Source organism: Oceanobacillus saliphilus, assembly GCF_023522835.1.
Lineage (GTDB): Bacteria > Bacillota > Bacilli > Bacillales > Amphibacillaceae > Oceanobacillus > Oceanobacillus saliphilus.
Window position 1 is genome coordinate 284,630 of sequence record NZ_JALCZU010000001.1, and the last position, 19,797, is coordinate 304,426.

Here is a 19,797-nt window from a genome sequence, read left to right on the forward strand (position 1 = left end):
GAGCTTCATCCGAGCTATGAAGGTCAATGCTCTATGGAAAAACCAGTGAAATGATCTTCATCACAGCTATGAAGGTCAAAGTACGATGAAAAAGCCAGTGAAATGATCTTCATCACAGCTATGAAGGTCAATGATCTATGGAATAGCCAGTGAAATGATCTTCATCACAGCTATGAAGGTCAATGATCTATGGAAAAACCAGTGAAATGATCTTCATCACAGCTATGAAGGTCAATGCTCTATGAAATAGCCTGTGAAATGATGTTCATCACAGCTATGAAGGTCAATGCTCGATGGAATAGCCAGTGAAATGATCTTCATCACAGCTATGAAGGTCAATGCTCTATGAAAAAGCCAGTGAAACCACCTTACTAGAAACCAAACCCCCATTGAAAGCAAAAAAAACAACCTTCATCATAACAATGAAGATTGTAATAAAATAAAGAAACCGGAGAATCCCCTCCATCAAAAAACACGAATGTCAAACAAAATAAGCCCATTGACGAACGCCTACAATTTTATAGTTACTTGCTAGTATTCTTCTAATTCTTTGTTTCGATTTCACCATCTGGCACCAATCATAAATGATATTGGTTGTAATCTGTTGATTTGGAAATAGAATCTGGAATTCTTTCAAGGTTCTTAATACTGCCTTGGAAACTAACTCTTCATACCCGCATCTTTGGCATACGCAATTTCTCTTCTCGGCTGTAACTGAGTATGATTGGCATTTTAGGCAGGTTATTCCCTTCTGCAATTGTTCATAATCGTAGGTAGGCAGTTTGCTGAAAGGGGAATCAACTTTGTGTAAAGACAATAGTTGATCGGCTAATTTGTTGTGTTTTGCCGTTAATTTTGTAGTTATTGTGTTCTGGTTTTCTATATATCGATTTATCTGGTTTGAAAAGATAATGGGTTTATCAAGAGGCGCTTGGTATAAGTTGAAGTCAGGGTTGACAAAGACTACGGAAGCATCTATTTGAAGATTGAAGCCTTGATTGAGGAGTAATTGTTGTAGTAACGATTCGCTTCTGCTCAATTGGTGCAGGGGATTGATAACTTCTAATTTGGGTTTCTTGAATAATTTGTCAGATTGATAATAATAATCGCCTGCAAAGTTTTTCACTTCAAAAAAGTGAATCTTTCTTTGCATCATAATCAGGGAATCAATCTGGAAAAATGTGTTATTCACTTCGAACAACAAATCGTTTAATATTAGGCATTCGCATGTTAAATTTTTCGTAAAGGTATCAAATAGCACCTCTCCTTCATAACCTTTATTAAGACTTAAATAGTGTTGCTTATCCTTGCTGTTTAATTTCATTCTCTTGTCTAATAATGTTAGAATTTTTAATTCCTTCGACTTGGTACGAGATTTGTAGTAAAGCATTGTCCACATCCTTTTTTAATTTACTATTATTTATTATATTTGAATTATGAATGGAAGGAAATAGAAACTTGCAAGATTTAGTCAAAATAAAACAAATATTCGATTAGGATGACATTCACCAACAATATCCCAAAAATAATCTTGTCGATATTTCCCGGGAAATGAAATATATATTTTTTTTTGGATATATATGGAGGGGAACAATCAATGAGTTAAACTACTAAAATACATCTCCCCTCCACTTGTTTGCCGAAAAATACTCCAAAACTTACAAACTGAGACAAAATCAATCATCACAATTTTCGTCATTTAACTACACATATGCCCTACTTACAGGTAAAATAGTATTACATTAGTCGTGAGGAGTAAGTTCTATGCGTGCTGCTATAGCAAAACCTTCAAACAAAAAGAAAATAATTATTTCTGTCCTGATTGCACTCTTCCTCATAATTGGGGTAGGGATTGGCTACGCAGCTTATCTTTACAATAAAACAGACTCCATTGTTTCTGATGCGCATGAAGATGTGGGCAGGGATAATGAAACATCACAGCTGCGGATGGGGAATGTTGATCCTGTCGAGGATAATGTTTCTGTTTTATTTATTGGGGTCGACGATAGCGAACATCGGGAAGTCGAGAACAGCCGCTCCGATGCATTATTACTCGCGACATTTAATCAGGAGCAGAGCACGGTAAAATTATTAAGTATTCCCCGTGACACCTATGTCTATGTTCCAGAAGTGAATTACGCTACGAAAATTAATCATGCACATTCATTCGGAGGTCCGCGTGCCACCATTGAGACGATTGAGGAATTTCTTGATGTCCCTGTCGATTATTATGTGCGTATGAATTTTAATGCTTTCGTGGATGTCGTGGATGCACTTGATGGAATTTGGTTGAATGTCCCTTATGAGATACTGGAGTCAGATTCTGATGATAAACGCGATTCTATTCACCTCTATCCCGGATACCAGCAATTGGATGGCGAGCAAGCATTGGCATTAGCGAGAACCCGAAAATATGATAACGATGTGGAACGCGGGAAAAGACAGCAGGAAATTCTAACTGAAATAGCCAATAAAGCAACATCTGCATCTTCTTTATTTAAATTGGAAGATGTGATTGTAGCTGTTGGGACCAATTTGAGAACGAATCTAACGTTTGGGGAAATCAGGTCATTCCTATCTTATGGTTTAGATGAAGGTATTCAAATAGAGAATGTAAACTTTTCAGGTCAAGGAGGATATATGGAAGCAGGCGGTTGGTTTTATCAGGTAGATGAAGAGAGCCGAATCCAAATCCAGACTGAACTAAGGAATCATCTGGAATTGGAACCGTTAGGAGAATCAATCGAGTATGCGGAACCAGATGACAACCTCTACCAACCAGAATGATTGGAAATCACTCATTTTTTGGTGAATGCTTTTAGAAGGCGTGCCGATACCGATGAATAGCCCGTTCGAATACTGATTTCTATATTTTTCTATCCATTATGTCTATACCTTCCGTAATAGTTGTCTTCACGAATCAACCCACTCTCATTAAATGGATGGAATAGATGATCTTTATTTTAAAAACTACTATAACTTATACGTTTTTATGATAACATATGAACTAATTAGAGTAGTTGTTGGAGGAGAGTACCATTAAAACAATAATTACATATGGCACTTTTGATTTAATCCATGCGGGCCATATTCATATTTTGCGGCGTGCGAAGGAAATGGGAGACTATTTAGTTGTTGGTATTTCTACCGATGAATTTAATAAACTGAAACATAAAGATGCTTATCACTCTTTTGAAGATCGTAAACTGATACTGGAATCAATCCGTTACGTTGACCTGGTCATCCCTGAGTACTCCTGGGAACAGAAAATTATGGACGTAAAGAAATTTAATGCAGATGTTTTTGTAATGGGTGATGATTGGAAGGGGAAATTCGATTTTTTGGCAGATTATTGTGAAGTCGTTTACTTACCCCGCACAGAAGGAATTTCCACTTCTAAAATAAAAGAAAACTTTCCGAAACAAATGGATGACCAGACCTAGTATGAAACCTTTATGAAAATAATACGTCTAATCTATGACTGTTCACTTTTGTTTTCATCTTGTAATAAAATTTTGATTTACGAATCATCTATTTCATAGTAAAATAGATTGTGGCTTGTCAAATAAAATGCTTTTAATTTATCTGTTCCAACTAAAAGGGGAATTTAAAATGAGTAATCATAAATATACGCAAACGCGAATCGTCAAAAGACGGAAGCGAAAGTTGCGTAAACGAGTGTACTTTATATTAATACCTGTCATAATCGCTTTCCTGACTGTACTTGGTTATGGAGCTTTCCTATACGCAAAAGCCGACAGTGTTCTATCAAATTCATATGAAGATGATGGAAGAGAGAAATCACCTCTAAGGGATGCAGAAGTTGACCCCTCTATTGATAATGTCTCTGTGTTAATCATTGGCGTAGATGAAAATGAACATCGAGATAATGCGGGGAACTCAAGATCGGATGCAATTATGCTCGCAACATTCAATAAGGATGAAAAAAGTGTAAACTTAGTCAGCATTCCACGAGATTCATACGTATATATTCCGGAAGTTGGCTATGAGGACAAAATCACCCATGCACATGCATTTGGGGGACCGAAAGCTACGATTGAAACGGTCGAAAATCTGCTTGATATTCCAGTAGATTACTATGTTAGACTTAACTTCCATGCATTTGTGGATGTAGTGGATGCCTTAAACGGAATAACAGTTGATGTGCCTTATGAATTCAAGGAATCCAACTCAATGGATAAACGTGACGCCATTCATTTATATCCTGGTGAACAAGTAGTAGATGGAGAAGAAGCTCTTGCATTAGCCCGTACAAGGAAACTTGATAATGATATTCAACGCGGTAAGCGTCAAATGGAGATAGTTAAAGCAGTTACTTCAAAAGCTACTTCCGTCAATTCCATCCTGAATTATGACGATATTCTCGTAGCTGTTGGTGACAATATGACTACAAATATGACATTCAGTGAAATGAAAACTTTTATATCCTACGGTACGAGTGGAACAAACTTGGATATTCAATCTTATACTCTAGAAGGCTATGATTATAAACCTGCAGGCATATATTATTGGCAGTTGGATGAAGTGGCACTTACTGAGACGAAATCCATGTTAAAGAATCATTTGGACATTCCAAATCCATTAGTTGAAAATGTTACTTCAGATCAAAATATTACGACTGGTGAAGATTCTTCAACCTCATATTAATAGGAAAACCGCGAAGTTCTTGTATAAGAACTTTGCGGTTTTTTTATTTCAATTTATTTATTTTTATTTTTTTATCACCAAACAACCAGCGGAATCCAGACAACATTGGCTTTCGATTATGATGTGTAATACCAGCCAGTTCTGCAATTAATTGAATTGCCAAAATGATAAAACCCAAAATCGCCAATGACGTCAGCAATCTCGTACTATTAAAGAGAATTGCCATGAACCCGAAGAACATACTGAAAGCATAGATGATTAATACCGATGCCTTGTGTGAATAACCCATATCAATCAGTCGATAATGAATATGTTTCTTGTCTGCAGTAGCAATTCCCTGACGATTCATTGCCCGACGGAAAATAGCAAGGATCGTGTCGAAAACCGGGATTGCGATAACAATAACCGGAATAATAAAACTGAAGAAAGCTACATTTTTAAATAGACCCAACATCGATACAACTGCAATCGAATATCCTAAAAATAGTGCTCCCGTATCCCCCATGAAAATTTTGGATGGATGAAAGTTGTGAAACAGAAATCCAATGCAACTTCCGATTAAAATGACGCATAACGCAACGACAACTACTCGATAATCCATTACTGCCATTACTAGAATACTAGTTAAAGCAATTGCGGAAACACCTGCAGCAAGACCGTCCAGCCCATCAATCAGGTTTATTGCATTTGTGGCTGCCAATATCCAAAAGACAGTCAGCATTATTCCAGTGAAACTATCCAGGAAAACCGTACCCATAAATGGAATCGTTAGTTTCTCGATCACCAATCCAGAAGATACAACGACAGCAGCCGCAGAAATTTGCCCAATGAGTTTATAGAGTGCTCTTATTTGGAACATGTCATCAATAACACCTGTAATTAGAATGATTAGTGCACCAAGAATAATTGCATTCATTTCCGGGGTTGCGGGCTGCAAATATAGGAAACCAGCTGCAGTTCCAATGAAAATGGCAAGTCCACCCATGCTAGGTTTTGCTTCTTTGTGCATTTTTCTGTTATTGTCGGGTTTGTCTATCACACCGATTTTTTTAGCCACTCGTATAATTAAAGGAGTAACAAGCAATGCTGTTGCACACGATATTAAAAAGGCAATAATTAATTCGGTTATGCTCCACATAGCGTCGACACCCTCTTTTGATCTGTAATTGTATTCCTCATACATTTTACCACAATCTATTAAATTGTGTATGGTTCTATTTATAAATTATCTTAGACAAGTTATTTTAAATATAAAAAAATAGCCTAGCTTCTCTTTTTTAGAAGAGAGCTAGACTGATAGATTTTACTTGTATTGAACAAAATTAAAATTAAATAAAGGATTGTCCAGCACATTGTACATGTTTTTTAGGTTAGGTATTTGTTTAGAAGCCCAGCCAATATCGGTTGCATATTGTTTACCATGTTTACCGGTAGCTTCCATAGCATTTGGATTCCAGCGCATTTTATAGATTGTGTTTTGTTGATTTTCATTGTGAATGTATCGTTCACCTATAAATTTTGCACCGCCAACGATTGCTTTGTATGGAGTATCCCATCCTTGCTCATAAGCAAATTGAGAACCACACGTTTGTGGGCAATGATCAAATGCATTAATACCAAACATGTTATAGACCTTTGTTCCGTTAACTACAATACCAGTAGCTAACTTGGATGTTCCATTTGCAGTCTCTAATAAGGCATGAGAAATAAGATATAGTTCATTTACCTTATGTGTCTTACTTGCTTCAATAAAGGCCTGTCCCAATCCATCAAGAGTACCTTTTTTGTCCAAGAATTGGTTTAGTTCAGATGCAGAAGCGCCAGCTCCTGACGATAAATCCAAATGCTGGAACGTATCATTGTTCTCTGGATTTAAATGTACTTCGGTGTCAGAACGAGTTGCATTTCTCCAAGTGTTATAAGAAATTTCGTACCATGATCCATTTTGAGCTACCACATTAACCTCTGTTCCTATAGGTAGAATACCATATATGTGTGTATCACTTTTACTGTTCGGTTCCGCTCTAACATTTAATCTAGCAGTTGTCACTGCAACTGTAGCTAGTGGATTTACTAAAAAAGTATGCGCATATAAAGTTTCACCTTTATATGTAATCTCATACCATTCCGTACTTCCCTGGTAACTATCACCATTAACTACTCCTTCGATTGTTACACTAGTGCCAGGATCCAATGTATATTTATGAGTAGAATTAACAAGCCTAGGTTCAGTACGTACTTTTACTTTACCACCTGAGTATATAGCTCCCGTTTCAATTAGTTCAACATACGAACTACTAATGTATGCTGGCGAATTACGATACTTATCTGTTTGTGGCGGTGGATTTGTTATAGCCATCTGTATATTGAGAGCTTCTTGTAATGTAAGATCATACTTATCATAAGTTACTTTAGTTTTCGAAATCTCTTTTTCTACCTCTGTTTCAAGTTTGTTAAGAGTAACTTCGTCAACTAACCCAGTAACTTTTAAGCCATATGCCTTTTGGAACTCCTTAACAACACTTTCTGTTACATTACCATAAGCAGATGTTGGATTACTCCAATTTGCAAAGCCTAACAATGTCAACCCTTCTTTTAAACGGGTAATATGCGCACCATTATCCCCATTTTTGTATGCTGAGGATATCACATTATCCATTTTATTAAGAGTAGCCTGATCCGCAATGCCATCATTCTTTAATCCATAATATTCTTGAAAGTCTCTAACAACATTTCTAGTAACACTACCATAAATTTGACTTGGATTGGACCAGCTTGCAAAACCTAACCGAACTAGTTTTTCTTTCAGCTCTATAACAGGCTCTCCCCGGTCTCCATTTTTATAAGGAGGATTCAACACTTGAGCTATCTTAGCACGGGTCGTCTCATCTGCGGTACCTGTTGCAGGAAGTTTATAATAGTTTTGAAAATCTTTCACTACTTCTGCTGTTACACTTCCGTAAAACTGACTTGGATTAGACCAGCTCGCAAAACCTAGACGTACAAGATCTTCCTTCAGTTCTACAATATGTTGACCACTGTCACCGTCTCTATAAAGTTTTGAATCTATTAATGCTTTCTCAATTGCAGCTAGAGTATTTGCTCCTGCAATTCCATCTACAGTCAAGCTATGAGCTCCTTGGAAGTCTTTTACTACTCTTGCCGTATTACTTCCATAAAACTGACTTGGATTGGACCATGTGGCAAATCCTAATTCTACAAGGTCTTCTTTCAGGCTTACTACTGGTTCCCCTCGGTCTCCTACTCGATATGGAGGATTCAATACCTGGCTGATTTTATTTCTTGTTGTGTTGTCTGCAATACCAGTTACAGGCAGGTCATAGTAGTCTTGGAAGTCCTCTACAACAGCAGCGGTGTTGCTACCATAAAATGGACTTGGATTGGACCAGTTGACAAAACCTAGACGGACAAGGTCTTTCTTCAACTCTACTATATGCTGCCCACTATCTCCATCACTATAGAGAGGAGATTGTGTTAATGCCTTTTCAATTGCAGCTAAAGTATTAGCACCTGCGATACCATCTGCAGTCAAGCCATGCGCCTTTTGGAAGTCTTCTACTACTCTTTTCGTATTACTTCCATAAAACTGACTCGGATTGGACCATGTGGCAAATCCTAATTCTACAAGGTCTTCTTTCAGGCTTACTACTGGTTCTCCTCGGTCTCCTACTCGGTATGGAGGATTCAGAACCTGGCTGATTTTATTTCTTGTTGTGTTGTCTGCAATACCAGTTACAGGCAGGTCATAGTAGTCTTGGAAGTCTTCTACAACGGCAGCGGTATTGCTACCATAAAATGGACTTGGATTGGACCAATTGGCAAAACCTAGACGTACAAGGTCTTTCTTCAACTCTACTATATGCTGCCCACTGTCACCGTCGGCATAGGGTTCCTGCACACTTTTCACAGTTACTGCTTTTGATTCTACTAAGGTTTCTTCCTCATCTTCCGAAGGAGTTACTTCCTCATCCTTATCCTCTGAAGAGGCATCTTCTGAGCTGCCTTCTTCTAGACCGTTGCTCTCCGGTTCTCCTTGATTAATATCTACTTGATCAGATGATGGATCGCTGGATTCTCCGTTTTCGTTTTCTTTTTCTGCTATGTCGCTTGTAGTATCGGAGTCTTCTTCTGATTGTTCTGTTGATTCAACTTCTTCGATAACCTCTTCAGTTTCAGAGTTCTTTTCCTGATACTTTTCCTCTTCATTTGCTATAGCTGTTTGTGGACTAAAGTGTACTAATGACAATGCTAACAATACGATGGCAATAATAGATTTCATATGCTTCACTTTAGTTTCACCTCCTTTTGTTATTTTAATTAATACGTTACAAATCGTATTAATGAATTTGTATCATACTATTATAGTATCGGTTATGGAGAGGTTAATTTCAAGACTATTATTCATTTTTTGTCGAAATTTCTTCTAAAATATGGAATTTAACTATGCTGTTGTACTTTAAAAACAAGAAAAATGTATTCATGTTTAAAAAATAAAAAGGAGATGAGCAATTGGGCTCACCTCCTTCCTAATCTAGCATCTGACTTAATTTATCTTTTTTGTAAACCATAAGAATTCGCGATAGCATCGGCTGTAATCTTAGCCAAGTGCTTCCTATTATAAGCTTTGCTTAAGTAATTATTCTCTGAAAGATTGTCAATAAACATATATTCCAACAATATTGATGGCATTTCTGTATTTCTGAGGACATTGAAATTTTCGGTTTTCATACCTCGATCATTGACCGAAATTCTGTTAGCAATATAACTATGAATTTCCCGTTGTCTATTCCTGGTTTCTTGAGCGACACTACCATTATAGATAAAAGATTCAAATCCACTTCCCAAACCTCGCCATGCATTGGTATGAAAGCTCATAAAATAATCTGCACCCCAACTATTCGCCATTCGAGATCGTTCTTCCAGTTCTACAAAGACATCGGATGTACGAGAGTACTTAATCTCTACTCCAGCATAATAATTTTCCAGTACCTTTCCTGTTTCCAAGGCAATATCTAGTACTATATTTTTTTCCTGAAGGCCGTAACCCGTACCTCCTGGGTCCTTACCTCCATGTCCTGGATCAAGAAATACTTTAATAATATTATTTTTCATAGTTTGACGTGTCAATGCATCAGCTTTTCCTGTTACATTTAAGCCATAAGCTCTCTGGAAGTCTTTGACCTTACTAGCTGTATTACTTCCATAGTTAGATGTTGGATTGCTCCAATTGGCAAAGCCTAAAGTGGTAAGATCCTTCTTCAAAGCTACGATATGTGGTCCACTATCTCCAATGGAATACAGATTTGCAAGTACTTCTTCAATTTTATTCAAAGTTACTGTGCCAGCTATCCCATCTGCAGTTAATCCATAGACTTTTTGGAACTCTTTTACCACTCTTGCCGTATTGCTTCCATAAAACTGGCTCGGATTCGACCATGAGGCAAATCCTAATTCCACCAAGTCTTCTTTCAGCCTTACTACCTGGGCCCCTCGGTCTCCATTTCGGTATGGGGGATTCAATACCTGGTTTATTTTATTCCTCGTCTTCTGGTCTGCAACCCCTGTTACAGCGAGACCATAATATCTTTGAAAGTCTTCTACAACTGATGCTGTATTACTTCCATAAAAAGGACTTGGGTTTGACCATTTCGCAAAACCCAGACGGACAAGATCCTTCTTCAGCTCTACTATATGCTGGCCACTATCTCCATTCCTATACTGCTGTTTTAAGGCTTTTTCAATTTCAGCTAGTGTACTTGTACCAGCTAACCCATCAGCAGTTAATCCATAGGCTTTTTGGAACTCTTTGACCACTCTTGCCGTATTGCTTCCATAAAACTGACTCGGATTCGACCATGAGGCAAATCCTAACTCTACCAAATCTTCTTTCAGGCTTACTACCTGGGCCCCTCGATCTCCATTTCGGTATGGAGGATTCAGTACCTGGCTGATTTTATTCCTCGTCATCTGATCTGCAACCCCTGTTTCAGCGAGACCATAATATCTTTGAAAGTCTTCTACAACTGATGCTGTATTACTTCCATAAAAAGGACTTGGGTTTGACCATTTCGCAAAACCCAGACGGACAAGATCCTTCTTCAGCTCTACTATATGCTGGCCACTATCTCCATTCCTATACTGCTGTTTTAAGGCTTTTTCAATTTCAGCTAGTGTACTTGCACCAGCTACTCCATCAGCAGTTAATCCATAGGCTTTTTGGAAGTTTTTTACTACTTTTTCCGTATTACTTCCGTAAAACTGACTAGGATTGGACCATGAGGCAAATCCTAATTCTACTAAGTCTTCTTTCAGACTCACTACTGGTTCTCCTCGGTCTTTATCTCGATATGGTGGATTCAGTACCTGGCTGATTTTATTTCTTGTCGTCCGGTCTGCATTCCCTGTTTGAGCGAGACCATAATATCTTTGAAAGTCTTTTACAACTGTTGCTGTATTACTTCCATAGAAAGGACTTGGGTCAGACCATTTCACAAAGCCGAGACGGACAAGAGCTTTCTTCAACTCTACTATATGTGGCCCACTGTCACCTTCTTCATACAAAACGGTATTTTTGATGAACACCTCATTTGTAGATTCCGATTCAATTTCTCCCTCATTGTCCAGTGAATCAGGTTGCTTATCGGAACCTTCATCAGTTTCAGAATTACTGTCTTCCTGTTCCTCTATTTTTGTGTCTTCCTCAATTTGATCTTTATTTTCTATAGATTCTTTTTCGGCTTCGTTATTTGAATGCGTCTTTTCTTCATCATTATGTAGGTCATTGTTTTCTTCAAATATTTTTTCATCTTGAGAACCTTCTGCCTCTGAAAAATCTTTTTCACCTTGCACTTCTTCCTGGATATTTCCCTCTTCAATTTCCCCATTGTTAGCTTCTGCTGCTAGGGGATTAAAATAGACTGAGAAAAATATAGTTAATAAAAATGCGAGAGTAATAGAATTTCCTTTCTTCATCTGTATCACCTCCTTGTTTTAAGTCACTCTTATAGTATCGGTAATTCAATAGTTAAATTCAATAGGTTTCCTAACAATTATGTAAATAATTTATCATTTTTTGTAAGTCTATGTAAGAATATATATCATCCTAGTTAAATGAACTCCAGAAAGCAAAAAAAATCCTGGAAGACTCATAATTTATCCAGGAATTTTGAAATTAAGACTTTTACTTATTTTTAGCGAATAAGCTCTTTAGCTTTGAACCGAGTCGGAACTTGGTGTTGGGTGAAGCTTGCAGTACAGCCCAACTGTATAACTGTATCCCTTCATTCGCATTAGGATGTATGGAGTCCTTTAACCAAGTCGACGGATGTCGAGTTTTAAATTTAGCATTTATTATTGGGTTTGGATCAACATAAAGGTGACCTGAAGATTCTGCATACTTCTTTAAGGCATTCCTATAACTTTCTAACATTTCAAAGCGTTCCTTCTTTGGCAACTTAGAAATTCTGTCATAATTATCTGATGTCCAAGGTGCAATAAAAATAAATTTGGATGATGCTTTTTTAGAGCGAATGATTTTAACTACTTCTGAAATATTCTCTATATATTCTTTTGGATTCATGGCACATCGAAGAGGATCCTGGTATCTTACATCATTTATACCTATGGCTATTACATAAAGATCTGAATTAGACTTAGATATTTTTTCAGCATTTTTTAACAAATAAGGCGAAGCAGTACCTCCCTTGGCAAACCTTTGTACTTTCAGATTTTTAAAGTTTCTTACAAAAGGTTCATACCAGCCATATCCACCATTTCTTGTTCCTTCTGTTAAGGAGTCCCCTATAAAACAGACACTTTTGGATTTTGTGAGTTGATAATAAAACTCTTTGTTTTTCATTTCCTCTGTAATAAGTAAAGGTGATACTGGGTTACGAACATACCCTTTCGCCTTTCCTTCTGCTCTATCTGCGAATAGGTAATATTTTTCCTGAAGCTGATCAATCGTTAAATTTTCTCCCAGCATAGTTTTAGTAATCAGTTCATGAATCTCTTTAATACGGGAGAATTCATGTGTACTAATATGCTTACGCAGACTTTCGTCATGTATAACATCATATAAAGGCAGCGGTCTATAATTGCCATCCAAGAATGAATGAGCCCATAAAGGTACATTGGCAACCGCAAAAGGATTTCCATTTTGCGGATCAAGAAAAATTTGAGTAAGCGCTGATGCATCCCCATCTTTAGCCGTGTAAGAATTCACAAAATTACCTGCACAGTGCAAGATAAGAACGTTCGTATTTTTTTCCGGGTTTTTCCTCCATTCATATGGCTGTACAGCGTGAGCATGATCATTCAGTATAATATCGGCACCAGCATCAACAAAAATGTTGCACCAAGTTTTTTGAGTATTATCAGGTGAATGAAGAAACTGTTTTCCTATATGTGGCAGAACAATAATACAATCAGGTTTTTCTTTCTTTATCCTCTTAAAATCATCTAAAACATCTTGTTTGACAGCCTCGAAGTTCTCATCCTTTGGGGACACCAAAAGGGAGGTCAAGTGTTTGTTTTCATCTTTAAGAAAAAAACTATTAGCATAACGATTGCTTCGTCTCGTATAAGTGAGGATAGCAACCTTTAACCCACGTATATTGAAGACTGGAAGTTTTTCCTTTTCTTTTTGATTACGATAACACCCTCTATGAGCCAAACCTGTTTTGTCCAAAACATCCAAGGTTCTCATGGCACCTTTTACACCACAATCTAAAATATGGTTTTGAGCAGTAGTCACAAAATCAAATCCCGCACGTTTTATAGCATCAGCAAAACTATCCGGGAAGTTCAAATAAAGGGGTATGCGATCTGAGTAAATGCTCGTACTATATTCGAAACTCTCCCCAGCAAGAGGCCCTTCTAAAACTCCCATGGAAAAATCCGATTCTTTAATGTACTTATCAACATAAGAAAACATCTTATCAAATTCATAGGAGTCTGATTCAGGATTATAAGAATTTAAAACCTGATCCCGAAGTAAAATGAGATCACCGACAAAAGAAAGAGATACAGCATCCTTCAACTGAGATGATTCCTTTTTGGTCATAACGGGGTAGATTTTGTTAACTCTCTTTTTATCATCCATTTGCTCTTGAGAATCTTGAGTTAGCTTCTTCTTGTACAATGCTACCAGCTTCCTAACTGGTTCTTCATCAGCTATCCTGGAAGCCAGAAGTACTTCAATATTTTCCTGTGCGGACGGAAGTTTTCCCTTTTTGACACGTCTAGCAGCAATATCGGTATGCCATTCCAGTATCTTTTCACTATTCAATGTGAATTTGATTTCTTTATCATAGAAGAAATTAAGAGCCACATTTTTTAGTTCATCCGATAACAAAAGAGCCCGTGCTGTGTAATGGCCGGCATTTTCAACATGATAATAATATGCTTGTGGATACGCTACCTTTAAAAAAATGTTAATAAAATAGTTATCAATATAATTACTTTTATCATAAAAGATACAGACCTTGTTACTTGTCGTTTTTATATCATTTATTTCAGCATGATAAAAACCGTTATTTTTAAATCTTTTTCCCATTAAATCGTTAATTACAGGGTGAGCCGGAATTCTAGGACTCAAGGCCAGTATATTAGCATCTACGGCTCCCCCATAATAAATGGCACAATACCCTCCTAAACTCGAACCATATGTATAAACATCTTTATCCGTTAGAGAATCACTTACAATATTCTTAAATTCTTCAGCTGACAATAACTGATACTGCGTATATCTTTTTTGTGCAACATAAATATAATCCATTCCTTCTGACATTATTAGCTTTTTAGCAGATCCTTCATCATCCAATGTAGAGTCAATTTCTCCAAAGGTAATGACGCATTTATTACTTTCGTTAGCTTTACTGGCATAATGAGTTATTTTAAAATTTTCATTCTTCGCAAGTATTTTTTCTACGTAGTCCATGAGTATCTCCTCTCGTCAAAGCGCTGTTTTCCTATAAATTCTGTATGGTACTTAGCTATATAAAAAAGGAATACTATACTTTATTGTTCAGAGTTTAGCATTCCTTTTTAAATTAGCAAAATGATGATTAAGAGATTCGGCTACCAATCACAATAGCAATTCCTGCTAAAATTCCAAATAAACTATCAAGCAGTTCATCCTGATATGTTGTTTATTATTTCTATTGTTTCAGATTATCAATTTCTTTATTTAATTCGTCTATCTGATTTTTTAAGGTTTTTATTTCCCTTTGCTGTTTCTTAATTTTTTTCTCCTTTTTTTGTTGTTCTGTCAACATTCTCCTTCGAGGTGATTCGGGGTTGTTTTGTTCTCTGTGAACATATTTAAGAACATCCTTAGTTAAATCACCAAATAAAGGCCGCTGTGCTGCCAATTGATAAAGCCATGTTGCCCCTCTTAGATTCACTTCCAAGAATATAGGTTGTCCTTCTTCCCCTACAGCTATATCCCAGGATACAAAATCATGATGTAACACATCTTTATGCAGTTCAATGACATATTCTTTAAACGCTTCGTAATTAGGAATTGAACCCATTTTGGCAAATTCATATCCAGTGGTCGGGTGATGTGTAAAGCTTTCGCAAGCTTCATTTATTGCAACCTTCAGAAATTCACCGGAATCACTGACTCCCAGACAAACCCCACCAGCACCTGCATTATCTTGCACGCTATTATTTGCTCCAAATCGGGCAAATGTCAAAAGATGCCTTATTTCATTTTCCCAACGAAAGGTTACCATTCTCAATGTGTTAACTGAATCAGGATGAGGTGCCGCAATGATGGGATGTTGTTTTATTAGTTTTTGGACTATGAAATGACCGCCATATATCTGTTCTAAGTCAGTCATACTCACTTTTTTATCTCCCATAAATACATCAGAGTTTACAATTTTCAGTTTCCTGATGCCCTCACCATTGTTTGTGTTACTTGGTTTTATAATTAACTCTTCAAACGTTAAAAACCTTCTATACGCTTCTTCAGAAGTTATAGCATTATTGTCTTTATCGTAATAAGTACCGTAAATTCTTTTGATGATATTTTCTACAGTTCTTGTCGGTTTTGCATTGATTAATTTATCATAAATATTTTTATCTTTATATACCCCACGCATCTTAGGATCATTAAAGAAGGGGACAATATCATTGCTCATAACAGATGGAGGAACCAGATTTAATTCTTTCTTACCGGTAAAATTCATAAATGCTAGATTAAAAACCGGATCATAAGTCTGTCCATAATTATCATTCCAAAACTGATTTACTTCATTAACATATTCGACATCTATGTCTGATAATAAGCCAGCATTATAATAACGTTCGAAGGCGTCACTCTCTTTATTTATCTCTAATTTATTAAAAACATCATTCTCGTTGGAAGAAGAAGCATTTTTATTTTCTGAATTACGATTTTTCCCAAAAATACTTTTAAACATACTAAACCCTCACTTCTGTAATTTATCTAAATGATAATTCAACTAGCTTCTAAAACGGATTACTTTTTTCCGTCTCTGGCAGAATTTAACTTCCTTAAAGGCCGAGTCAGCTTCCACGAACGGCTGTTGATAACGTTCTTATATTTCTTACTTAATTCACCACTCTCTTGCTCCAACTGCTTTATTTTCTGATCCATTTTTTTTAAGTGAGCTTCCGCATTTATATTTTCCTGTTTCTTCTTCTTCAATTCCCTTTTTAATTCTTGTTTTTCTTCGACTAGCTTTTTGATTGTTTCTTTAAGTTCTCTTTTCCCTGCTCTTAAGTCTTTTACTGTCTGCAGTTTTTTCTTGTATTGGCTTTGCAGAGCAAATACTTTTTCTTCAAGATGCTGAATCTTCTCTTTTTCCTTCTTAATTCTCAATCTTAATTCTTCTTCAGTTTCCCGTTTTATTTTGAATCCAATGTTAACGGATTTATTCCAGTGGAGATCTTCAATTTCGGTAACATTAAATGCTTCAGGGCCGTTGTAACACATGGATTTAAAATTATTTATTACTTCAGCATCAATACTTGCCGCTATTACCTCATAACAATTCGATGATATTTTCTGTATATGTCCTTGAATACCATGTTTTAAAGCAGTAAGCCTCACCCAATTACGGTATGCCACTCCATTCCCATCTCCATAAATGTGGAATTTGCTAGAGTGAAGTCTCCCTTCAACTTGAGGAGGATTTACCTCAACTTGTTTTACGGAAATATTATCTAGTGGTGCCAAAACCGCTTCAAAATCAAAGTACAAATTAGACCTTTCTTTATTTTTCGTTTCTGGAAAGTATAGATCAACAATCGGTTTCACTACATCTCTAGGTTTTCCCTTAATCGGAAACACATGAAGACCAATCATTGGTTTCGTATTGATTTCAATAATTGTGGATTCCCCTGATTCTGGATTTATAATTATATCTAACCCGCCCATATCCAGACCAGGAATAGCTTTTGCTGCTTTTTCAGCTATCTCACGTATTGCAGACGGCAATTCATCAGTAATATCAACTGGATCTCCGCCTGAAGAAACATTTGATTTTGCCCTCAGAAAAAGTCTCTCTCCTTCTGCAGGAATACTATCAAGGTTGTATCCCATTCGATTAATTGAATTTAGTACCTCAACATCAATTTTTATTTTTTTCTTCGATATGTTGGGATTCAAACGACGACTTTCATTTTTCTTATCAATTAACTGTTGAATCGTGTCAGTACCATTTCCTGTTACATTTGCCGGTATTCTGTTCACCGCGCCATAGACTTTCCCATTAATTGTAAGAATACGGTATTCTGTCCCAGGAATATATTCCTCAACTAGAATCTCGTCGTAACCTAAAACATTTTTTAAATATTCCAATGTCTCCAGTAGATTTTCGTTAGAGTCCACATTAGAAAAAACTCCTTTTCCAGCATTTTCGCTTAATGGTTTGACTACTACAGGAAAATCCAATGAAGTTGCATATTCCACTATTTCATTATGTTCAATTGTAATATCAAATCGTTTCCCATTAGGCACCTTTAGTCCAGCCTTAGCAAGATATTCTTTTGTCATATGTTTATTTTCACATATCTCATATGCTTCAGCTGTTAATTTATCTCCTCTCGATGACTCGAATCTATGGATTTTCCCTTCATATTCTAAAGAGTACCTAACTAATATTTTATTATCAGGGTTATCTATGGTAAAGAAATTTACTTTTATACCTCGACGCCATGCTTCCAACGCTATTAGAAACATACTTAACCTATTTCCATAACCTTCTGGAGGTAAAGTCTCTTCTAAATGGGTTAACCAAGTTACATTGCCATTTTCCATCGTAAAACCTCCCCAAAATAATAATCTGTCTATTTCCCAAGTTTCTTTATTTTGTTTACCCTATTGGTGTATAAACAATCAAAAAGAAACAGATTTATGTTTTATAATTATTCAAACTTACTTTTTTAATTAAAGGTTTGATTGGAAGAAAGGGAGACTCTTACATATGAATTTATTACTTCTTTAGTAACTCAATCATTCTTCTTAAAGGATAGGTATATTTCCAGCTTTTACTGGTAGTCACTCTTTGATATTTTTTATTCAAACGATCTTTTTCTCTTTCTATTTTTTCCTTCTCTTGTACTATTCTTTCTTTTTCTTTTTCCGCACGCTGCAGATCGAATGGAGTAAGTTTGTAATCTTTTTGAATTATATCAAAGCCTATTTTCACAGGCTTGTTCCAATCAGATTGTTCCACGTTTTCTACAACTGCTTTCTCCGGTCCTTTAAAGCAGATCGATTTAAAATCCTCAACGACTTCCTTATCTGTACCAGCAACAACTACTAGTACAGTCCCATCATCCAAATTTTCTGCATAACCATGCAGATTCATTAATAGTGCCTGTCTTTTAATCCAAGCACGGTAACCTACCACTTGGACCTTTCCAGAGATAATATACTTTTTTCCATGGATATTACCGTTTGGAGGAGGTGTTAGCTGGACAGAGGCTGCTGACCGGTTTTTGATAGGCTCCAGTACAGTATCAAAATCAAAAAATAACCATGACCTTACATCGTTTTTGGTTTCTGGAAAATAATAATCAATAATTTCTTTTGCAAAGTCTCTGGGCTTACCCTCCATAGGAAAGAGATGGCCGCCAATTCCTGGTCTTGCATTAACCTCCAGAATGACACCCGTATCATTTTCTTTATCTACAATCATATCAACGCCGTAATGAAAAAGGCCTGGGATTGCTTTCCCAGCATTAATCGCGATATTCTTAACATTTTGAGTTAACTCATCAGTTACATCGATGGCATCCCCACCTGCAGAAAGATTACTTTTTTCGCGTAAAAACACACGTTCTCCATCTGCTGGAATAGAATTCATGTTATAACCTTTTCGCTCTAGCATAGTAATGACTTCACGATCTTTTTTTATTAATCTGCTTGTTAAGTGCGGATTCATCTTTCTAATTTGATTTATTTGATCAATTAATTGCTTCACACTATGCTTACCATCACCTAGTATACTTGCAGGTCTACGATTCATTGCACCTAAAAGACGATCCTCAATAACACAGATCCTAAACTCATCGCCTGGTATATAGTTTTCTACAATTATTTCCTTAAACCCTAACACCCCACGCACATAAGGAATTATTCCTCTTAATTCGTCAATCGATTGGATATTAGCAAAAACCCCTTTACCAGCATTTCCATCTGTTGGTTTAAGAACTACTGGGAATCGCATAGTCTTCGCAAAATTAATGATTTCCTCTTCGTCACTATTTTCATTGAACATCCTACCTTCTGGGACAGGTACTCCAGCCTTACTCAAATATTGTTTAGTGAGCTCTTTATTCGCACATACGTCAAAGGCTTCTTGTGTTACCTTATCCCCCATGGATAAGGAAAAATGATGAACTCTATTTTCATTACCTATAGAATACCGAACTTTCAAGCTATTTTCGTCATCAAATACACTATAGAATTGAACATTTAGCCCTCTTCTCCATGCCTCTAAAGCGACTGTATATGTACTGATTCTTTTTCCTTGACCCGCAGGTGGTACTGCACCTTCATGGTGTGGCATCCATTTGAAATCTATTTCATCCATATTTTATTAACCTCCGCTTTTAACCTTATGCTTT

Annotated in this window: 11 protein-coding genes; 3 read left to right on the forward strand and 8 right to left on the reverse strand. The window is 36.5% G+C overall.

The window, feature by feature from the left end; genetic code table 11:
- Positions 1 to 481: 481 nt before the first annotated feature.
- Positions 482 to 1,390 (reverse strand): nuclease-related domain-containing protein, encoded by a 909-nt coding sequence (locus MN204_RS01245; RefSeq protein WP_249869250.1) that lies wholly within the window; start codon positions 1,388 to 1,390, stop codon positions 482 to 484.
- Positions 1,391 to 1,764: 374 nt separating this feature from the next.
- On the opposite strand from MN204_RS01245, the gene MN204_RS01250 reads away from it, so the two are divergent.
- From MN204_RS01250 to MN204_RS01260, 3 genes are all read left to right on the forward strand, one after another.
- The gene (locus MN204_RS01250) at positions 1,765 to 2,787 is read left to right on the forward strand and encodes an LCP family protein (RefSeq protein ID WP_249869251.1); all 1,023 of its coding nucleotides are present in this window, start codon (positions 1,765 to 1,767) and stop codon (positions 2,785 to 2,787) included.
- Between the two features lie 251 nt (positions 2,788 to 3,038).
- Entirely contained in the window at positions 3,039 to 3,443 is a 405-nt protein-coding gene (gene tagD, locus MN204_RS01255; protein WP_249869612.1) for a glycerol-3-phosphate cytidylyltransferase, read from the forward strand.
- Positions 3,444 to 3,612: 169 nt separating this feature from the next.
- Positions 3,613 to 4,668 (forward strand): LCP family protein, encoded by a 1,056-nt coding sequence (locus tag MN204_RS01260; protein WP_249869252.1) that lies wholly within the window; start codon positions 3,613 to 3,615, stop codon positions 4,666 to 4,668.
- Positions 4,669 to 4,711: 43 nt separating this feature from the next.
- On the opposite strand, the gene MN204_RS01265 is transcribed toward MN204_RS01260, so the two are convergent.
- The 7 genes from MN204_RS01265 to MN204_RS01295 all read right to left on the reverse strand — a co-directional run bounded on the left by MN204_RS01265 (position 4,712) and on the right by MN204_RS01295 (position 19,763).
- Positions 4,712 to 5,806, reverse strand: coding sequence for an MraY family glycosyltransferase (locus tag MN204_RS01265; protein ID WP_249869253.1), 1,095 nt, complete (start codon positions 5,804 to 5,806; stop codon positions 4,712 to 4,714).
- 165 nt (positions 5,807 to 5,971) lie between these two features.
- A complete protein-coding gene (locus MN204_RS01270; protein WP_249869613.1) occupies positions 5,972 to 8,968 on the reverse strand; it encodes a peptidoglycan-binding protein in 2,997 nt (998 codons plus the stop codon).
- Positions 8,969 to 9,237: 269 nt separating this feature from the next.
- Positions 9,238 to 11,661, reverse strand: coding sequence for a peptidoglycan-binding protein (locus MN204_RS01275; protein WP_249869254.1), 2,424 nt, complete (start codon positions 11,659 to 11,661; stop codon positions 9,238 to 9,240).
- A 208-nt stretch (positions 11,662 to 11,869) separates the two neighbouring features.
- Positions 11,870 to 14,629, reverse strand: a complete 2,760-nt coding sequence (locus MN204_RS01280) for a CapA family protein (RefSeq protein WP_249869255.1) — start codon at positions 14,627 to 14,629, stop codon at positions 11,870 to 11,872.
- Between the two features lie 220 nt (positions 14,630 to 14,849).
- Positions 14,850 to 16,121, reverse strand: coding sequence for a sugar-transfer associated ATP-grasp domain-containing protein (locus MN204_RS01285; protein WP_249869256.1), 1,272 nt, complete (start codon positions 16,119 to 16,121; stop codon positions 14,850 to 14,852).
- A gap of 59 nt (positions 16,122 to 16,180) precedes the next feature.
- The gene (locus MN204_RS01290; RefSeq protein WP_249869257.1) at positions 16,181 to 17,983 is read right to left on the reverse strand and encodes an ATP-grasp domain-containing protein; all 1,803 of its coding nucleotides are present in this window, start codon (positions 17,981 to 17,983) and stop codon (positions 16,181 to 16,183) included.
- A 175-nt stretch (positions 17,984 to 18,158) separates the two neighbouring features.
- Entirely contained in the window at positions 18,159 to 19,763 is a 1,605-nt protein-coding gene (locus MN204_RS01295; RefSeq protein ID WP_249869258.1) for an acylphosphatase, read from the reverse strand.
- Positions 19,764 to 19,797: the final 34 nt, after the last annotated feature.